Origin of the sequence: Streptomyces sp. 8L, from assembly GCF_020176795.1 — a bacterium.
Classification (GTDB): Bacteria; Actinomycetota; Actinomycetes; order Streptomycetales; family Streptomycetaceae; genus Streptomyces.
Window position 1 is genome coordinate 12,644 of record NZ_JAIUKE010000130.1, and the last position, 16,903, is coordinate 29,546.

General features: G+C 69.2%; 21 protein-coding genes. All 21 read left to right on the forward strand.

Features of this window, described 5'->3' with window-relative positions:
* Positions 1-47 precede the first annotated feature (47 nt).
* Positions 48-1,016, forward strand: coding sequence for an ATP-binding protein (locus LCE31_RS12835; RefSeq protein ID WP_225014342.1), 969 nt, complete (start codon positions 48-50; stop codon positions 1,014-1,016).
* Complete coding sequence (locus LCE31_RS12840; protein ID WP_225014343.1) at positions 1,013-1,309, forward strand: hypothetical protein; 297 nt, start codon at positions 1,013-1,015, stop codon at positions 1,307-1,309. The genes LCE31_RS12835 and LCE31_RS12840 overlap by 4 nt, the downstream gene beginning before the upstream one ends.
* Positions 1,306-2,244 (forward strand): hypothetical protein, encoded by a 939-nt coding sequence (locus tag LCE31_RS12845; protein WP_225014344.1) that lies wholly within the window; start codon positions 1,306-1,308, stop codon positions 2,242-2,244. Before LCE31_RS12840 ends, LCE31_RS12845 begins: the two co-directional genes overlap by 4 nt.
* A gap of 11 nt (positions 2,245-2,255) precedes the next feature.
* Complete coding sequence (locus LCE31_RS12850) at positions 2,256-2,420, forward strand: hypothetical protein (RefSeq protein WP_225014345.1); 165 nt, start codon at positions 2,256-2,258, stop codon at positions 2,418-2,420.
* A gap of 36 nt (positions 2,421-2,456) precedes the next feature.
* Positions 2,457-2,792 carry a hypothetical protein gene (locus LCE31_RS12855; RefSeq protein WP_225014346.1) on the forward strand — a complete coding sequence of 112 codons (336 nt, stop codon included), beginning with the start codon at positions 2,457-2,459 and terminating at the stop codon, positions 2,790-2,792.
* A gap of 292 nt (positions 2,793-3,084) precedes the next feature.
* Positions 3,085-4,227, forward strand: a complete 1,143-nt coding sequence (locus LCE31_RS12860) for a tyrosine-type recombinase/integrase (RefSeq protein WP_225014347.1) — start codon at positions 3,085-3,087, stop codon at positions 4,225-4,227.
* On the forward strand, positions 4,224-6,722 hold the full coding sequence (locus tag LCE31_RS12865; protein ID WP_225014348.1) for a tyrosine-type recombinase/integrase: 2,499 nt from the start codon (positions 4,224-4,226) through the stop codon (positions 6,720-6,722). The genes LCE31_RS12860 and LCE31_RS12865 overlap by 4 nt, the downstream gene beginning before the upstream one ends.
* The gene (locus LCE31_RS12870) at positions 6,719-7,297 is read left to right on the forward strand and encodes a DUF6262 family protein (protein WP_225014349.1); all 579 of its coding nucleotides are present in this window, start codon (positions 6,719-6,721) and stop codon (positions 7,295-7,297) included. Before LCE31_RS12865 ends, LCE31_RS12870 begins: the two co-directional genes overlap by 4 nt.
* A gap of 144 nt (positions 7,298-7,441) precedes the next feature.
* Positions 7,442-7,645: a hypothetical protein gene (locus tag LCE31_RS12875; protein WP_225014350.1), complete on the forward strand. Its 204-nt coding sequence runs from the start codon at positions 7,442-7,444 to the stop codon at positions 7,643-7,645.
* Positions 7,645-8,118, forward strand: a complete 474-nt coding sequence (locus LCE31_RS12880) for a hypothetical protein (protein WP_225014351.1) — start codon at positions 7,645-7,647, stop codon at positions 8,116-8,118. The genes LCE31_RS12875 and LCE31_RS12880 overlap by 1 nt, the downstream gene beginning before the upstream one ends.
* A complete protein-coding gene (locus LCE31_RS12885) occupies positions 8,115-8,300 on the forward strand; it encodes a hypothetical protein (protein WP_225014352.1) in 186 nt (61 codons plus the stop codon). Before LCE31_RS12880 ends, LCE31_RS12885 begins: the two co-directional genes overlap by 4 nt.
* Positions 8,301-8,324: 24 nt before the next feature.
* Positions 8,325-8,756, forward strand: coding sequence for an NUDIX domain-containing protein (locus LCE31_RS12890; protein ID WP_225014353.1), 432 nt, complete (start codon positions 8,325-8,327; stop codon positions 8,754-8,756).
* A gap of 420 nt (positions 8,757-9,176) precedes the next feature.
* Positions 9,177-10,517 (forward strand): ParB/RepB/Spo0J family partition protein, encoded by a 1,341-nt coding sequence (locus LCE31_RS12895; protein WP_225014354.1) that lies wholly within the window; start codon positions 9,177-9,179, stop codon positions 10,515-10,517.
* On the forward strand, positions 10,514-11,422 hold the full coding sequence (locus LCE31_RS12900; protein WP_225014355.1) for a ParA family protein: 909 nt from the start codon (positions 10,514-10,516) through the stop codon (positions 11,420-11,422). Before LCE31_RS12895 ends, LCE31_RS12900 begins: the two co-directional genes overlap by 4 nt.
* Positions 11,423-11,621: 199 nt before the next feature.
* Positions 11,622-13,319 carry a DUF2637 domain-containing protein gene (locus LCE31_RS12905; RefSeq protein ID WP_225014356.1) on the forward strand — a complete coding sequence of 566 codons (1,698 nt, stop codon included), beginning with the start codon at positions 11,622-11,624 and terminating at the stop codon, positions 13,317-13,319.
* A 403-nt stretch (positions 13,320-13,722) separates the two neighbouring features.
* The gene (locus tag LCE31_RS12910; protein WP_225014357.1) at positions 13,723-14,610 is read left to right on the forward strand and encodes a hypothetical protein; all 888 of its coding nucleotides are present in this window, start codon (positions 13,723-13,725) and stop codon (positions 14,608-14,610) included.
* Between the two features lie 38 nt (positions 14,611-14,648).
* A complete protein-coding gene (locus LCE31_RS12915; RefSeq protein ID WP_225014358.1) occupies positions 14,649-14,888 on the forward strand; it encodes a hypothetical protein in 240 nt (79 codons plus the stop codon).
* Positions 14,885-15,928, forward strand: coding sequence for a conjugal transfer protein (locus LCE31_RS12920; RefSeq protein ID WP_225014359.1), 1,044 nt, complete (start codon positions 14,885-14,887; stop codon positions 15,926-15,928). Before LCE31_RS12915 ends, LCE31_RS12920 begins: the two co-directional genes overlap by 4 nt.
* On the forward strand, positions 15,925-16,143 hold the full coding sequence (locus LCE31_RS12925; protein ID WP_225014360.1) for a hypothetical protein: 219 nt from the start codon (positions 15,925-15,927) through the stop codon (positions 16,141-16,143). Before LCE31_RS12920 ends, LCE31_RS12925 begins: the two co-directional genes overlap by 4 nt.
* Positions 16,140-16,427: a hypothetical protein gene (locus tag LCE31_RS12930; RefSeq protein ID WP_225014361.1), complete on the forward strand. Its 288-nt coding sequence runs from the start codon at positions 16,140-16,142 to the stop codon at positions 16,425-16,427. Before LCE31_RS12925 ends, LCE31_RS12930 begins: the two co-directional genes overlap by 4 nt.
* A partial coding sequence (locus LCE31_RS12935) for a conjugal transfer protein (protein WP_225014362.1) occupies positions 16,424-16,903 on the forward strand: 480 nt, incomplete at its 3' end. The genes LCE31_RS12930 and LCE31_RS12935, both read left to right, overlap by 4 nt.

A 16,903-nucleotide genomic window follows, 5' to 3' on the forward strand; every position in this document is an offset into this window, starting at 1 on the left:
ACGACAGGCCCAACCGCGCCGGAACCCAACCCACTCCCGGAGACCTGATGAAGCCTTTCCGTCTGGATAACGCACTGCCCTTCGACACCACCATTCCGACGCCCTCGCTGGTCTGCCTGATTGGTGCGGCCGGCTCCGGCAAGTCGACGTGGGCCTCCACCTGGCCCGATACGCACGTGCTGGAACTGGACAGTTTCCGGGCCCTGGTCAGCGACGACGCGGGTTGCCAGGAAGCGACCGAAGACGCCGCATTCGCGCTCCAAGCCGTCCTGGAAGCCCGCCTCGCCCGCCGGAAAATGACGGTGCTCGACGCCACGAACTGCGACAAGAGTGTGCGCGTCGACCTGATCGCGACCGCACGGCGCCACGGCATGCCGACGGTCGCGCTGGTCGTCCCCACCCCGGTCTCCGTGTGCATTGCACGGCAGGCAGACCGTCCCGCGAACCGACGCGTGCCCGAGTCGGTCGTCCGCGCGCAGCACGCCGCCATGGTCGACGCGTGGCCCGGCCTGCCCGCCGAAGGCTTCGACCACATCGTCGTCGCTGAAAACCTCTACCGCCTGGAGGCACTGCTGCAACGGGTCAGCGACGAGCGGCGCGCAGACCTCGGCTGGGACGGCGGCGACGGCCTGGGCGACCTGCTCCTGGTCCGCCGGCACTTCGGCCCCGAGATCCTGCCGATGTGGCACTGGCGCGACGGCTCCCAGCCCGCCGGCGGCGACCGCGTCGCGGAGATCCGGCTCGGAGCAGACCGCATCATCCTGGCCCAGCGCCAAGACACCGACGGCGCGGGCGACATCTGCTTCGAGGCCCTGGTGGACTGCCCGGTGGACGACGAATGCCCGGGTGAGGCGTGGGTGCCGGTCTACAACATCACCGATCTCCTGAACGCTCTGACCGGTGAGCTGATGCATGAACCGGACGTGTACTGCACTGTCCACGGCCCGCGCGAGGACGACGGTCCTGAAGGACTCTCCGGCCCGGAGGAACAGGACGCGGAGGTGATCGGCGCATGACCACCACCAGTTCGACCGGTGCCGAGCGCGGCTGGGACCGAGCCGTCTTCCGGTGCGGCCGGTGCGGTGCCGTGCGTGCGGTCATCGCCGAAGACGACTACCTCGCGACCGTTGGCGCTCACCGTGACGCACACGCGGTGTGGGACCGGCTCAATCTCATCGAGCGCGACGGCCTCGTGTCGATTCTGCGCACCATCCTGTCCGCTCCGGACCTGGCCCTGGAGCTGCTGGCACTGAGTCAACGGCACCCGGTGACATACCCACCCACCAGCGAACAGGAGGCTTCCCGATGAAGCGCACCATCGTCGCTGCACTGATCACTCGTGCCCACTTCCCCACCAGCCCGCTCGCCTTGCGCTTCGCGGACCCGGGTAAGCAGGCCCAGGTACGCGCCTTCGCTGACCGGCAGGCGGACGCCGCTACCACTGCTCGCGACCGGCTTGCAGGACTCTGGGCGGTCTCCGCAAGCCACAGTGACCGGATGGCCGCACTCAGTACCGTGTACGCCGAGTTGGTGAACTGGCGATACCAGTTGGCAACCGAGGCCACCGGACGCCTCGGTCAGGGAATCGCCTACAGCCCGGAGCGCTTCCGCACCCCGATCGCCCGGAACATCAACTACGACCGCCTCGGACGAGTCGGCCGCCTCCGTGAAGGCGCCGAGTGGGACGCCCGCTCCCGCACCTACAAAGGGGGTGTCTCCACCCCGGCCTACGAGGCGATGGTGCTCTACGGCCGGGCAGCCAAAGCCCGGTTCGAGGCCGAAGGCATCGACGGTGACGTCCTTCAGACCTGGGTGACCCTGCCGGACGGAAGGAAGATCCCCGGCAACCGGATCGTCCGGGGCGGTACTGCCCGCGCTGTCGCCCGGGAGCTGAACGCCCGCGTCTCCGCCCGGGGTCTCGATGCCTCCCGAATGGAGACAGGCGGAGAACTGATCTACACGGCAACCCCTTCCCCGCAGGACACCGCGACTCTGCACGCCGCAGCCCTCAGCCTGCTGGCCGATCCCGGGCTCACGGTCCAGACGTATCTGACGGCTCGCTACCTCCTCTTCCAGAGCCCCCAGACCAAGAAAGGCAGCGACGCGGTGAATCGGACCTTCATCGTCGCGGTCGGCGCACTGGCCCTCGGCACGCAAGCACCCATCCTCCCTGCCGACATTGACCTCCGCTGCTACGTCCTCAGCCAGACCGCCGCCACCCGAGGCTGCCCCTACCAGTCCTGAAGGAGGACGTGATGATCGGCGACCCCGCGGACCACGACCCTAACGAGGGCCGCGACGACTGCCCGGACTGCGGTTCCACCGACATCGTCCGTGTCTGGAACGACCGCTTCCCGAAGCCACACCTCGTATCCCGCAAATGCACCGACTGCTGGTACTCCTGGCACGAAGAGGCATAACCAACCCAACCAAACAAATCCTGAAGGAGCCTCCGCATGGCCACGAACGACCACACACCCGACCAGATCCGCAACGACCGCAACGCCGCCCGCCGAGCCCAGCGCCGCCAGGAAGCCCGACTCCGCATGGGCCGCCACGCCGCCAGGGAGCTCATCACCTACAGCACCTGGACCAACAACGTCCCCGACGCCACCGCCCAGGACGTGATCTCTCAGACCAGCGCCATGTACGGCAGCTACCTGAACGACGTACCGCTGACCGAGGCCGAAGCCGAGATCGCACTCGGGTTCGCGCTGGACCTGGCCGCGTCGTTCGTCGACAACCAGCGTCCAGTTCGTGAGGCCGCCCGACGTCTGCTGGCCTCGGTCTGACCGCGCCCCCTGCCGCCCCGCTCACCTGGCTCCCGCACGTACAACGGCGGTGCCTCCACTCCGGCATGAGCAACGGCACCCTTCCGCCGACAGGCGGCTGCATCAGCATTCGGCAGCCATGGGCCAGGCCACCGGCATCGTTGCCGGAGCCAAGCCGATCGAGAACCGCCCGTAGCGAAGTCCTGGCGTGGTTATCTAGAGGTCCAACTCGGTCGCTGACATGTGTGTTTGGGTCGTAAACCTCTCGTGTGCCTCACTGATATCCGATAGCTCGTCGTCACGTTGTGTACGTGTGATCTTCAGAGCAGAGAGAGCGATCTCGTCCGCAGACGGAAGCGTCCGCTGGGTGATCGCCGACGAGAGCTACACCATCCACACCGAGGGCTGCGCGTACCTGGCCGGCCTGCGCCAGGCGGATCGGTCGCCGAACACCGAGCGGGTGTACGCGGGCAGGGTCGCGCTGTACCTGACGTACTGCGTACAGAGCGGCATGGTCTGGAACCGTCCCGGCTTCTTCGAGCTGGGGCGGTTCGCCCAGTGGCTGATCAGCAAGCCGCTGCCGCCGAAGGGCGCCCGGTCGACCGCCGTGCGGTTCCGGTCGAAGAAGACCGCGAACGCCGTGCTGACCACGGTGTTCGAGTTCCTGCGGTTCGGATCGGTGCACGGCTGGGTGCCGCAGGAGGTGGTTGCCCAGCTCTCCGAGCCAAAGTACCTGTCCTTCCTCCCGCCCGGCTATGAGCCGGGTGAGCAGGACGAGTTCCGCACGGTCCAGGCCCGCACCATCAAGTTCACGGTGGGCGACGAGGGTGTCGAGTGGCTGCAGGACGTCCAGGTCGAGCAGCTGCTTGAACTCCTGCAGCGGGCCCGGGACCGGTTCCTGGTGGCACTGCTGCGCTGCACTGGCATGCGGATCGGCGAAGGGCTGGGGCTGCGCCGTGAGGACATGCACTTCCTCACCCGGTCCATCACGGCCAACTGCCAGGTCGTCGGCCCCCACGTTCACGTCCGTCGGCGGCTCAACCCCAACGGGGCGCTGGCGAAGTCCCCGTTCTCGCGGTGGATCCCGGTCACGGAGCAGGTCGTCGATCTCTACGCCGACTACCAGCACGAGCGTGCCCGTGTCCCCGAGGCGGCGGAGACCGACATGGTCTTCGTGAACCTGTTCCGGGCGCCGCTGGGGCGGCCGATGACCTACCCCAACACCAAGGACATGTTCGACCGGCTCGCCCGCCGGGCCGGCTTCCAGGCCCGTCCGCACATGCTGCGGCACTCCGCGGCCACGTCCTGGCTCCGCTCCGGAGTCCAACCGGACGTCGCCCAACACCTGCTCGGTCACGTCTCACCGTCCTCGATGCAGCCGTATCTCCACGCCACCGACCGCGACAAACGCGAGGCGGTCGAGGCAGGGGCCGCCCGACGTCGGGAGGCACGATGAGCACCGCGAGCAGTGCCGCGACACGACTGGCCGCGCCGCCGGACCTCGACCTGGAGGCATGGACGGCCTGGCTGACAGACCGTGTTGATCCCGCCTGGCGGCCCGGCGAATGGGACGCCAGGACGCTCTTCTTCGACGGCGATCCCGGCAACGACCGCACCGTCGCCCAGAGGTGCGTCACGGCGGCCTGCACCTCGATCAGCAACAGCCGAGGCTTGTGCTCTCCCTGCATCCGGGAGTGGGAGGCCAGCGGTCTGGACAAGGCGACGTTCATCGCCGAGCACGTCCCCGACCGGCGCAAGGGCTCTCCGGGGCGCTTCCAGGTCCGCTGCCTCGTCGAACGCGACGGGCAGCAGTGCGCTCAGCCGCGGTACTGCCAAGGCCTGTGCATCACGCACTACCGGGTCTGGAGCAAGAAGGCCGTACGTGAATCCGGCATCGCGGCGGACGTCTGGGCCCGCACGGGCCCGGAGCCCTGCACGCAGGGAGCCCCGCCCTGCGTGGTGATGCGGTGCGAACAGGAACGGTGGGGGCTCAAGACGCTCTGCGGCTACCACCACAACAAGTACAAGCGTGAGGCCCCCGCCGAGCCGGTCGAGAAGTGGATCGACCGGCAGACGCCGTTCCTCTTCGCCAACCAGTTCTCGCTGGTCCCGTTCTCGCCGGTGATGCGGCTAGAGATCCTTTACGGACTTCAGCAGCGCGACGCGCGCGGCGCCAAGGCCGACCCGACCAGCATCCGGCTCATCGCCAAGACACTCGAGCACCTGCCGCACCTGCTGGGCACGGACCTTGGCGACCTCCTGGCGCTCACGGCGGAAGGCACTTCGAACAACGCCGACGCCCACGTGAAGGAGATCCACCGCACGCTGCACAACGGGCACGAGGAGATGTGCGGCATCAAGCCCAGGGACAAGCACATCTGGGACCTGACCAGGATCAGCCTCCCCTCCACCCAGTCGAAGTCAGGGCGCCGGCGGGCGACCCGCGGCACGGTCGACTTCACCGCGATCAGCCAGCCCTGGCTCCGTGAACTGGCTCTGACCTGGGCCAGGGACACCGATCCCACCGCGATCTACCTGCGGGACACCGTCAGGGTCGCGGCCATGGCCTCCGGCCGCCTTGAGGCTCGACCCGGTGGCGGCGCAGACCCCAGCCGACTTGGTGGCGCGGACATGGACACCGTCGTGGACGGCATCCGGGTCATGCGACGCGGAGACGGCGAGGTCATGGCGCGCGGCAGCCAGCGCAACATGGCCCACAACTGGTTCAACCTGCTGGACTTCGGCCGCCGCACCGGCCTCATGAACGGCTTCCCGACCGCCTTCAGCCGACAACGCTGGCACGACATTGGCCACGATGACGACGAAGACAACGAGGGCAAGGCGATCCCCGAACCGGTCATCGCACAGCTCGACCGGCACCTCGACTCCCTGGGCGATGAGACCACCTACGGGCAGCTCAGCGCGGACCAGATCAGGCAGATGTTCCGCACCGCCTACATCGTGCTCCGCGACACCGGCCGCCGCCCCGGAGAGGTCTGCAGCCTCTACCGGACCTGCGTCAAGGACGGCACCGACGGACCGGACCTGATCTGGGACAACCACAAGAGCAAACGTCATCGCCGTCGACTCCCCATCGCGGAGGAGACCGCCACTGCCATCCGGGAATGGCTCCCGGTCCGCGCCACCCTCAACGTTCCGGCAGAGAGCGCCCGCTACCTCTTCCCGGCGATCACCGCCGACAGCGCCCAGCCGCACATGAACACCAGCAGCCTCTCTCAGACCCTGCGGCATTGGGTCGACAGCATCCCCCGCCTGACCACGGACGTCCCCGGCCTCGACGGCACGCCGCTGCCCTTCGACCGCTCGCTGATCTACCCCTACGCCTTCCGCCACTCCTATGCCCAGCGGCACGCGGACGCCGGCGTGGCCCCCGACGTCCTGCGCGATTTGATGGATCACCGGAACTTCAAAACCACGATGGGCTACTACAAGGTCTCGCTGAAGCGGAAACGCGAGGCCGTCACCACGATGCGGACGCACGTCGTCGACCGCGCAGGGAACCCCGCGCCGATCGCGTCGAACACCGCCTACGAGGCCGGCTCCGTCGCCGTCCCGTTCGGCAACTGCCGTGAACCGTCCAACGTCAAGGCCGGCGGAAGCGCGTGTCCCATCCGCTTCCAGTGCGCCGGCTGCGGCTTCTACCGGCCCGACCCCTCCTACCTCCCGGCGATTGAAGAGCACGTCAACTCGCTGCGAGCCGACCGGTTCACGGCCGAGGCAATGGACGCCGATCCGTTCGTCACCCGCAACCTCAGCGACCAGATCGACGCGTTCCAGCAGGTCCTGAGCGCGATGCGCAAGCAGATGGACGAGATGAGCACCGAGGAGCGCCAGGAGGTCGAAGAGGCCAGCGCCGTGCTGCGAAAGGCACGAGCCGGCCGCGGTCGCACCACCCTCCCGCTGACAGTGATCAACCGGAGGTCCTCGTGACCCACCAGGGCCAGAGCCCGGCTGAGGTGCTGAAGGAGGCCCGCCGCCGGGACAGCAGGGCGAAGCGGTCCTGCGTCCTCGAAGCGATCCGGTCTCTTCAGCAGAGCGGCGACAAGATCACACACGCCGCCGTCGCCCGCGCAGCCGGCGTCTCCTCGTGGCTCACCTACGCCGACGGAGTACGCGAACACGTTGAGACCGCCATCCGCGACCAGATCGCTCCTCGCCCCTCCAAGCGAGACAGCCCGGCGACCAGCTCCAACAGCCTTCGCATCGACCTCGAACTGGCCCGGGAGGAGATCCGCAAACTCCGCGCCGAACGCGACCAGTTCCAGCGCAACGCGCGCCTCCACCTCGGCCAGCAGCTCGACCAGATCGGCAGCGCCGACCTCGCCGCCCGAGTCCATGAACTCAACCGGGCCAATGCCGAGCTGGAGGCACTCCTCAAAACCAAGACCGGCGAGGTCGACGGCCTCGCCCGTCGCGTCACCGAGCTCGAAGACGAACTCACCGCAGCCCGCACCAGCCTTCGCCAGATGATCCGCGACCACAGCAAAGGGGCGTCACCAACATGACTCACATATCCGAGGGCCCTGACCTGCCGATACGCGACTTAGCTCTAGATAAGCGTGGCCGGCTCCTGCTGCACGCGAGCCTCCAGACCGATCGGACAGCCGTGCGCCTGCCGCTGGTCGCAGGGGCGTCCAGCGGCGGCCTCCGTGAGCAGCGCCCAGCGCGATGTCGACTGTGCCCTCGTCTACCCGGAGTCGCCGGCCTCGCCGCCGTGGCACCGCGACAAGGCGAAGGCCCGCCCGGTCAGCTCCGCGCAGCAACGCCGTAACCGCGAGCTTCTTGTGCTCGCGCAGCGCACTCCCCGATCCCGCTTCCCGCGATCCACCAAGTCCCGGGCGGAGGCCCGCTGATGAACCAAATTCACCCCGCCATAGATGGCTACGTCGACACAGCCCCGATCCCCGGAACCGGTTACACCGCGACGTTCGACCTGATCCACTCCCCCGCCGACGAGGACGCCATCGCGCCAGACATCCCTGACACCGTGTACGCCTGCACCACAGCCGACCCGCGCATCGCCGACGTGCTTCTGCGTGAGATCCGGCCCGGCGACCTGCTGCGTGTCACCGGCACCGTCGTGCAGCCCGACGACCAGTCGCCGGCCCGCGTCATCGTCGATGACCTGGAGGTCCTGGAGACCGCCCCGGCCTTGGTGCTCTGCGACCTGGTGCTGGAGCGGTACGGCGATTACGTCGCCGTGTTCGACGCTGACCGCGACGTCGTGCCCGTGTTCACCGCGACCGGCCGCTGGGTCGGCGAGGCCGCCAGCCCCGACACCATTGGCGCCTTGGTCGACGCCTTCGAGAACGGCGGCCCGCGATGACGACCACCGTCCCCGCACAGCGCACCATCATGAAACGCTTCCCGGCCGGCCACCCCCGCGGCTCCCGGCCCGCCGACGAATACGCCGCCTCCCAGCGAATCCAAGGCACCGACGCCCAAGTCGTGATGGACCTCGACACCGACGAGTTCCTCGTCGTCGCGAACACCACCATCACCCACTAGCCCACCCTTCACCGAGAGGTGCACATGACCGAGACAGAGACGACCGAGACGTTCGAGCCGATCCGACTCACCGCCGACGTAGTGGTACTAACGCCCGACGGCTACGTACTGCTGGTCAAGCGCAAATGGGAGCCGTACGCCGACTACTGGGCGTTGCCCGGAGGCCACGCCAATCGCGGAGAAGCCACCACCGCAGCGGCAATCCGCGAACTGGAGGAAGAGACCAGCGTCCAGGTAGCCGCCGAAGACCTGCGCCAGCTTGGTGCCTGGGACACCCCTGGACGCGACCCGCGCGGCCGCTACGTCACCGTCGCATACTCGGCTGTCGTTGCTGCTGGCACCCGAGCCGTTGCCATGGACGACGCCCGCGACGTCCGCTGGTGGCCCCTGACTGGCCTGCCGACACGACTCGCGTTCGACCACGAAGACATCCTCAGCGCCGCTAGGGGCCACTGAGAAACCACCCAGCCCATCCCCATGTCTGGGCTGGGCCAGGCACCCCGGGCAGCCCAGAACCACGACTGATCGTCGGATCTGACGCCGACGGCCCGCGCGCTGCTGACATCCGGATGCTCACCCGACTCACTCGCCCCGGCCGGCCGTCCACGATCACCTTGACGATGCTCCACACGACGTCATCAAGCAGTGCTGCACTCGTGCCCTAAAAGCACGTCAACCGTGCATTCCCGACAACGGACGTGGTCCCGACCGCCTGACAGCAGAGAAGAGATAGCCCCCTCCCGTGCGGACTCAATCCGGACGGGAGGGGGCTTTTTGCGTTTTTGGGAGCGGTGAGCGAAGGCTTTGAGGGTGGGGATGGGCAGCGTTTCCACTGGAAACGCTAGTCTCGTTCGGTACCGACTCTCTGGAGATCCAATGGCAGGCACACTCCCACGGCCCAAGCGTAAGAGCACCAAGACCAAGCCCGAGGTGGCTCCCGATCAGGTCCTCTACACCGACACGGACCGCAGCGGGGACACTCTGGATCTGGAACTGTCGGCCCTGTGCCCCAACCCGTTCAACAAGCGGGCGAAGAAGGGGGTGCCGGAACTCGCCGCCACCATCAAGGAAGTCGGCCTCCTCCAGAACATCGCCCACATCAAGGCCGAGGTCTGGCTGGAGACTTATCCGGAGACCCGAGACCAGATCACCGCCCCGAACGTGATCCTTTTCGGTGAACATCGCTGGCTCGCCTGCCAGGAGCTCGGCTGGGAGACCATTCCGAGCGTGTTGCGTGACGACAAGGTGCAGGACGCGCGCCTCATCACCTTGATCGAGAACCTGCGCCGTGCCCAGCTCAGCGCCTTGGAAGAGGCTGAGCACTACCAGGCGCTGCGGGAGGCTGGCCTTTCCTACGAGCAGATCGCTGAGAAGGTCGGAGAGACCGCCAGCGGCGCTGTTTCCAAGGGCACTGTCTGGAAGCGCATCAAGCTCCTGGAACTCGCGCCCGCAGTGCAGCAAGCGCTCAGAGAGGGGACGCTCAGGGTCAGCGCGGCGGAGAAGGCGCAGCAGCTGGACCATCACGATCAAGAGGACTACCTCGGCCTCGTGCGCGGTGGCGCCCACCCGGCTGAGGCGCAGGCTCAGATCCTCGCCCGCCAGCGGCAGGATGAGGCCCCGGAAACCGTGAGCACCGTTTCCACTGGAAACGGTGGTGCAGAACCGGCGGCAGACGAGGCCGAGACCGTTTCCACTGAAAACGGTGCGCCTCCCACTCCGCCGACCCCACGCAAGCCGAAGGGGGCCAAGCAGCCATCGGGGCGCGAGAAGGAGGAAGCTGATCGCCGCGTGGCCGCCGCTGCCCGAGAAGTCTCCTGTCGCGCCCTGTTGAGGTCCACTGATGTGGCTGACCCGGGGAACAGCGACCTTATCCTGTCCGTGCTGACCGCCGCGGTGCTCGCACCCCCGCAGCAATCCGCCGCGCAGCAGCGCGCCTTCGCCTGGCTGAAGGAGATCGGCCACCACGGCCTGGACGCCCCAGACGCCGCTGCCTACTTCGCCGCCATACAGGATTCGGAGGATGTGACGACGCAGCGCCTCGCCGCCTTTGCCGCTGCTCTGGCTGCTGCCGAACTCCGCACCGCCGCCCGCCGGCAGTCCTGGGGCAGCCGAGAGCGCAACCACGTCCGCATCCTCCAAGAGCACGCGGGCTACGAACCACAGACCGAGTGGGAGAAGGCTGAGCTCCCCCTGGTCGCCGCAGGAGAGACTCGATGAAGACCACCAGCGTCACCGTCGACCCCCGCTTCCGGCCCAAGCGGCGAAACTGGCCCCTCATCTGGGCGTACATCATCGAATGCGGCGGTTCCACCAAGTCCACCAGCGCCACGTCCATGGCCGTCACCGCTGCCCTGCGCGGATATGACGGCACTGTCTTCGACTTGGACAGCAACATGTCGTCCACCACCGTCCTCGGCTACGACGAAGACGCGCTCAAGGGCAAGAAGACCGCGATCGACCTGCTCTACGGCAAGGCCACCCTGGACGAGGTCGCGCTGCCCGCCCGCTACCGCATCGGCGACGGAGACGACCCCGAAGAGGACTTCGCGCCCATCCCGAACCTGCGCATCGTTCCCAGCAGCCCAGCCATGGCCAGCGCAGACCTCGCCATCGCGGACGACGCAGACCGTAACGATTGGTTTGCCGAGATCCTGCGCTCCTACGAGGGCGACGACACTGTCTTTTACCTGGACTTCCCCGCGAGCTACGGCAAGATGCCCTACTCCGTGCTGCGCATGCTGGACGAAGACGACTCCGTCATCCCGTCGGTCAAGGCCGACCCCAAGGACGTCAAGCTGGTCAAGCGTCTCACGGACGAGCTGGAGCGCATTCGGGACAAGAACCGCGGCCGCCGCTCCGTTCCCGGCAGGCCGACGCTCAACCACTTGCTCCTCACCGGCACGCCGACACGGACCTACAACGAGGCGGCAGCCCGTCGTGCCACGGCCGCAGCAGAGGCGATGTACAGCTCCGTGCTGTTGCCTTACATCCGCTACTCGGCCGACGCCAAGAAGATCTATGAGGACGAGGTGCCCTTGCCTATCCTTCTGCCCAACTCGGTGCCCGCTGTGGACTACCGGAAGGTGATGACACACCTCGGGTTCGTCGACTTGGCAGTCTGAGCGTTTCCACTGGAAACGGCGGCGGCTGCCTCACCACACGTGGAGGGACAGTCGCCGCCGTACGTCGTTGTCTTAACCATCATGCGCTCGTCCACCGGCATCTCCATGTCTCTGCGGGATGAGCCGTGAAAGTGTGGGGGCCGCTAAGGGAGCTGAGGCGGGAGAGGGTTACGTGGTTGTGGAGGCGGGGGAGTCCTCGATGAGGCTCGGTCGGACGCATCGGATACTGGTCGGCGTCGTCATCACCGGCGCGGTGATCATCGCCGGGATCGGTTTCGCGGGTTCGTACGCCGCGGTGCGCGCGCTCGCCGAGAGCAAGGGCTTCGGCGAGTTCGCGCTCGTCTTCCCCATCGGCATCGACGCCGGCATCTGCGTTCTGCTCGCCCTGGACCTCCTGCTCACCTGGATTCGCATCCCCTTTCCGCTGCTGCGGCAGGCGGCCTGGGTCCTCACGGCGGCGACGATCGCCTTCAACGGCGCGGCCGCCTGGCCCGATCCGCTGGGGGTCGGCATGCACGCCGTCATCCCGCTGCTGTTCATCGTCACGGTCGAGGCGGCGCGGCACGCGGTCGGCCGGATCGCGGACATCACCGCCGACAAGCACATGGAGGGCGTGCGGCTGACGCGCTGGCTGCTGTCGCCCGTGCCGACGTTCCTGCTGTGGCGGCGGATGAAGCTGTGGGAGCTGCGCAGCTACGAACAGGTCATCAAGCTCGAACAGGACCGTCTGATCTACCAGTCGAGGCTTCAGGCGCGCTTCGGCCGCGGCTGGCGGCGCAAGGCCCCGGTGGAGTCGCTGATGCCGCTGCGGCTCGCCAAGTACGGTGTGCCGCTGGCGGACACGGCGTCGGACGGCCTCGCGGCGGCGGGCATCGAGACGACGCCCGCGTTCACCCCGGCTCCCGGCGGCCCGCCCACGGCGGTCGGCGCGAGCAGCCTGTCCACGCAGCTGGAGATGGCCGCGCACCAGCACCAGAGCGGGGGAGCGGCCGACCAGGCTCTGGCCCCTGGGCACGCCCGCGAAGGAGTGAGCAGCGTCGAGAGCCCGCGCGTCGAGATGCCCTCTCCTGCCCGGCCGCAGGCTGAGGCGCGAGGTGTCCTCGACGAGTTCGACACCCCGCCGACGGGTGCCGAGCCCGGCGTGGCCCCTGAACCGCAGGAGCCGGCGGGGGAGCAGCTGCACACCCCGGAGGTCTACGCCGAGGCGTTCACCACCTACCTGGCCTCTTACGGCGAGACCCCCAACGCGCGGCAGTTCGCGTTGCACCTCCTGGACCGCTACGGCATCCGGGATGAGTCGACGGGCGGGCCGCTGCCGGAACAGGACCTGAGGCCGCTGCTCCAGGAGCTGCGCCACGCCTCCGTCGTCGAGCACGGCATCGATGCGGAGCCGGCTGAGTCCCGCAGTGTCTCGTTGGCGGGTGACGACGAGCATCCCTTCTTCGGCGGGGCCCGCAGGAGCGACGCATCCCCGCGCACCACCGGCGACCTCACGGGCGCGGTGGCGAGCCCGGCGGCGGAGCCGGTCCACGCGCGGCAGGAAGCGCCCACCGCCGGCCCGGCGTCGCGGACGGCGGCCGCTGCGGCTTCTTCCCCGTCCGGTGCCGGGGAGGCGGGCTGGGCTGACACGGCCGCAGGGACGAGCGCGGCGTTGCTCCCCCAGCACCAGGAGGAGCAGGACGAGGACGAGTCCGGGGCGCGGCTCTCTCAGGTCATCGAGTGGCTGTCCGACGCGGAAGCCGCGGGCCGGAGGTTGTCGGGAGCGGAGGTTGCACGGCGCCTGGGGGTTTCTCCCAGTACGGGGCAGCGGGCCGTGCGGGAGGCGAAGGCTCACCGGGATGAGCAGCAGGCGTCCTCCGGGCGCGGACACCTGCGCTCGGTCAGCAGCCGGCCGTGACCGATGACCGGTCGCTGGAGCGGTCACCCGAGGGGACCGGTCACGCTGTCGGCCCGGTGCCGGTGATCGGTTGAGAGTAGGGCCCGAGGCGTGACCGGCAGCCGGTCACCGGTCATCGGTCATGACCGATCCAACGCCATCGGTCACCCAACCCGCCCAGCTCGCCCGTAGGCCGCAGCGTCTCTCGCGGCAGGCTTGCCCGCCCCTCCGGCAGGCTTGCCCGGTGCCCTCGGGGGCGTCTTCGCGGGGCATGCCCATCGGTCACTGGGCTTGCCCAGGGAGCGGTCATCGGTCACCGGTCCCAAGGGCAAGCCTGTGATCTGCGCTTTTCGTGGTGCGGGCAAGCTGTCGGGCAACCCGCGGTGAGGAGAGTTACGGCACGTCTTCCGAGAGGAGCTGTGCCGTGCTCGACATCGATTCACCTGCTTCCCCCGCGGCGAAGGCCGGAGGGATCTTCCTGCGCATGGACGCGGACTGGACTGCCCTGTGCGCCGACGCCGACGTCCGCGCGGCCGTGACCGATTGGCTGGTGACCGATCACCTCGCCGACGGAGTCGCCGCCGTGACCGATTCCTGGATCGACGACCTCGGGCCCCGGGAGCTGCTGGCCGCGCTGCGCCCGCCGGGCGGCAGCATGCGCGACGAACTGACCGATGCCGTCCTGCGCGCACTGCTGAAGCGCGCGGCCGGCCGTGACCGGTCCGCTGTGCTCGCCGCGAGGATCGTCGTCCAGGCGATGATCCCGGCCGCCGTGCGCATCACCCGGAGCCAGGCTCGGCCCTTCGGAGGCCGCGCGCTCGACGACATCGGCCACATGACCCTCGTCGCCCTGTACGAAGTCGCCCGGTCCGGCCGCATCCACGGCCGCCCGGGAAGGCCTGCCGCGAACCTCGCGCTCGACGCGCTCGGTCGGGTCTGCCGCGACCTGAGCGCGGAGCGGGAAGCGCAGGGCGAGGACCTGGCGCGTGCCCAGGACGTCCCCGACCCCCGGCCAGGCCCTGAGGCCCACGCCCACGCCGACGCGGTCTGGACGGCCGCCGTCGGTGCCAGCCTCGAAGCCGGCGCGGCCGCGGACGCGACCACGGCGCGTCTGGAACTGCTGGAGCTCGTGCTGGAGGCAGTGGAGAGCGGTGCGCTGTCGCCCGCCGACGGGCAGGCCATCGCCTGGCACTACCGCTCTGTCCCCGTCCCGGATCGTCAGGCGGCCCAGGCGCAGGGCAGTACGCCGGCTGCGTGGCAGCGGCGGCGCAGCCGGGCCGTCGCCCGCCTCAAGTCCACGGTCGCGGCGTGAGCGGGGGAGTAGCAGTGGCCACGTCGTCTACCGGTCGGTTGAGCTCCGACGAAGCGCGCGTCACCGTCGCGCAGCGGCTCCTCGTGCGGCTCGGCGCCGCCCTCGTGTATCAGCCCTTCGACGTGGAGACCCACGAGCGGCTGCGGGCGTGGCTCGCCGATGAAGCAGCTTCCGTGCTCGCCTCGCTGGAGGCCCTGCGGGCGCGACCGGACGACGAGCTGCGTGCACGCGTCGCCGAGCTGTGCGGGCACGACCTGCGTACGGACGGTGCGGCATGAAGCTCAGTCACACACAGCGCGGCGACCACCAGGCCCACCAGGACGACCAGGATCAGGACGACACGTACACCGGAGAGCCGGTCGTGGAAGAGCTCGGCGGCTGGTCGGTCGGCGGCCGCGCGCACACCACCGGCATCCTGCGATGGGCGGGTTGGGCAGTGATCGTGCTGGGCCCCATCCTCGCCGTGGTGGCCCTCGTGTCCTCCACCAGGACCCCGGCCGTCCGGCCCGAGGCCACGGCTTCGGCACCCGCGCCGACGGGCGGCCAGGGGGCCGCCGGGTTCGCGACCCTCTTCGTCGACGCGTACGTCAGCGCCGGAGAGAACTCCCAGTCCACGCTCACCCCCTACTACCCGGCCGCCGCCGACCTCGACTTGCAAGGCACCGCCGGCGCGCACCAGGCACAGCAGACGACCGTCGTGCGGCTGCGGCAGACCGCGGACACCGTCTGGTCGGTCACCGTCGCGGCCCGGGTCACCGAGCCCGAGAAGTCCACCTCGGACGACGGGGCCCTGCGGTACTTCCAGGTACCCGTGGCGACCGGGCCGGCCGGCGGGGGAGCGACCGGGTATGTGGCGCTGAGCCTGCCCGCAGAAGTGACCGCGCCGCCGCGCATCGAGGCGCCTTCCCTGGTGTACGGGCCGATGGAGCCGGCGTCGCCGTCGGACCCGCGGACCGAAACCGTCAGCGAGTTCCTGAGTGCCTACCTGACCGGGCAGGGCGACATCAGCCGCATCCTGGCGCCCGGTACCGCGGTCAAGCCGATCCGGCCCGCGCCGTACACGACCGTCGCCGTCGAGCAGATCGCAGTCGAAGGCGGCACGGCAGTCGCGGACCCTGAGGCGACCGCCACTGCCGCGAACGGCGCACGTACGCGCCTCCTGGTCACCATCACCGCCTCTGGCGCCGACCACGTCCAACGGCCGCTGACGTACGCGCTGACGCTCGCCGCCCGCGCGGGCCGGTGGGAGGTCGCCGCGCTGGACGGCGCCCCCGCCACCGCGCCCCCTGTCTCGCCGGCCGGAGGGGGTGCGCAGTGAGCAGTCACCTCTCCGCCGTCGACGGCGTGCTCCAGATCCACCTTCCCCTCCCCGCCGCGCTCACGTCCCTGGCCCACGGCCTGACCCCCCTCGCCGTGCTGTTGCTCCTGGCGGTCGTGGCCGTCAGGTTCCGCTTCCTCAGGTCGACCGCCGTCACCTGCGCGGTGCTCGGCGTCGTAGTCGGCCTCTCCCTCACCGGAAGGACCCTGCTGTGACCCCCTCCATGACTCTGGCCACCGACTGGATTCAGGTCGGCACCGGCCTCGGCACCGACACCAAGTCCCTCATCCTCGTCGTCCTCATTCCGCTCGCCGCGGTCTTCTTCGTGCTGGTCGTGGCCTTCAAGACACGGGCTCCCGGGCCCACGATCATGACGACCATCCTGGCGGGCATCGTGGTCGGCCTGTCGCTGAGCATCACCCTCATGGGCAATATGACGTCCCAGACGATCACCCACTACGAACACGGCGGAAGCCACTTCAGCGGAGCCGACCAGTGACCGCGGCCCCGGAGACCGATCCGGACGAGCTGATCGGCCGCTGCTACACCCGCGCACGGCGCAGCCCCGTCATGGTCGGGCTCGTCAAAACCGGCTTCGGCAAGCCGATCCGGCTGCCCTTCGGCCCGTACACCATCACGCAGCTCGCCGCGATCGTGGTCTCGGCCGTCGTGCTGGTCACCACCCGCCCCGTGTGGGGCGGGCACGGCTTCCTCGACGCCCTGGTCCTGATCGTCATCCCGTTCGGCGCGGCCTTCACGCTGCGCTACGTCCACATCGACGGCCGCAATCCCGCCGCCGCGCTCGCCAGCGTGGCCGTGATGCTGTGCGGGCCGCGCTGGGGACGCACCCAGGGCCGCACCTACCGGCCGGCCCGCCCGCGGTACTGCACCACAACCACCACCCTCGCCGCCTCCCCCCTCCCTGCGGGCGCCGGCGCCCAGCAGGAACCGCCCGCGCCTTCAACACACGCCGCC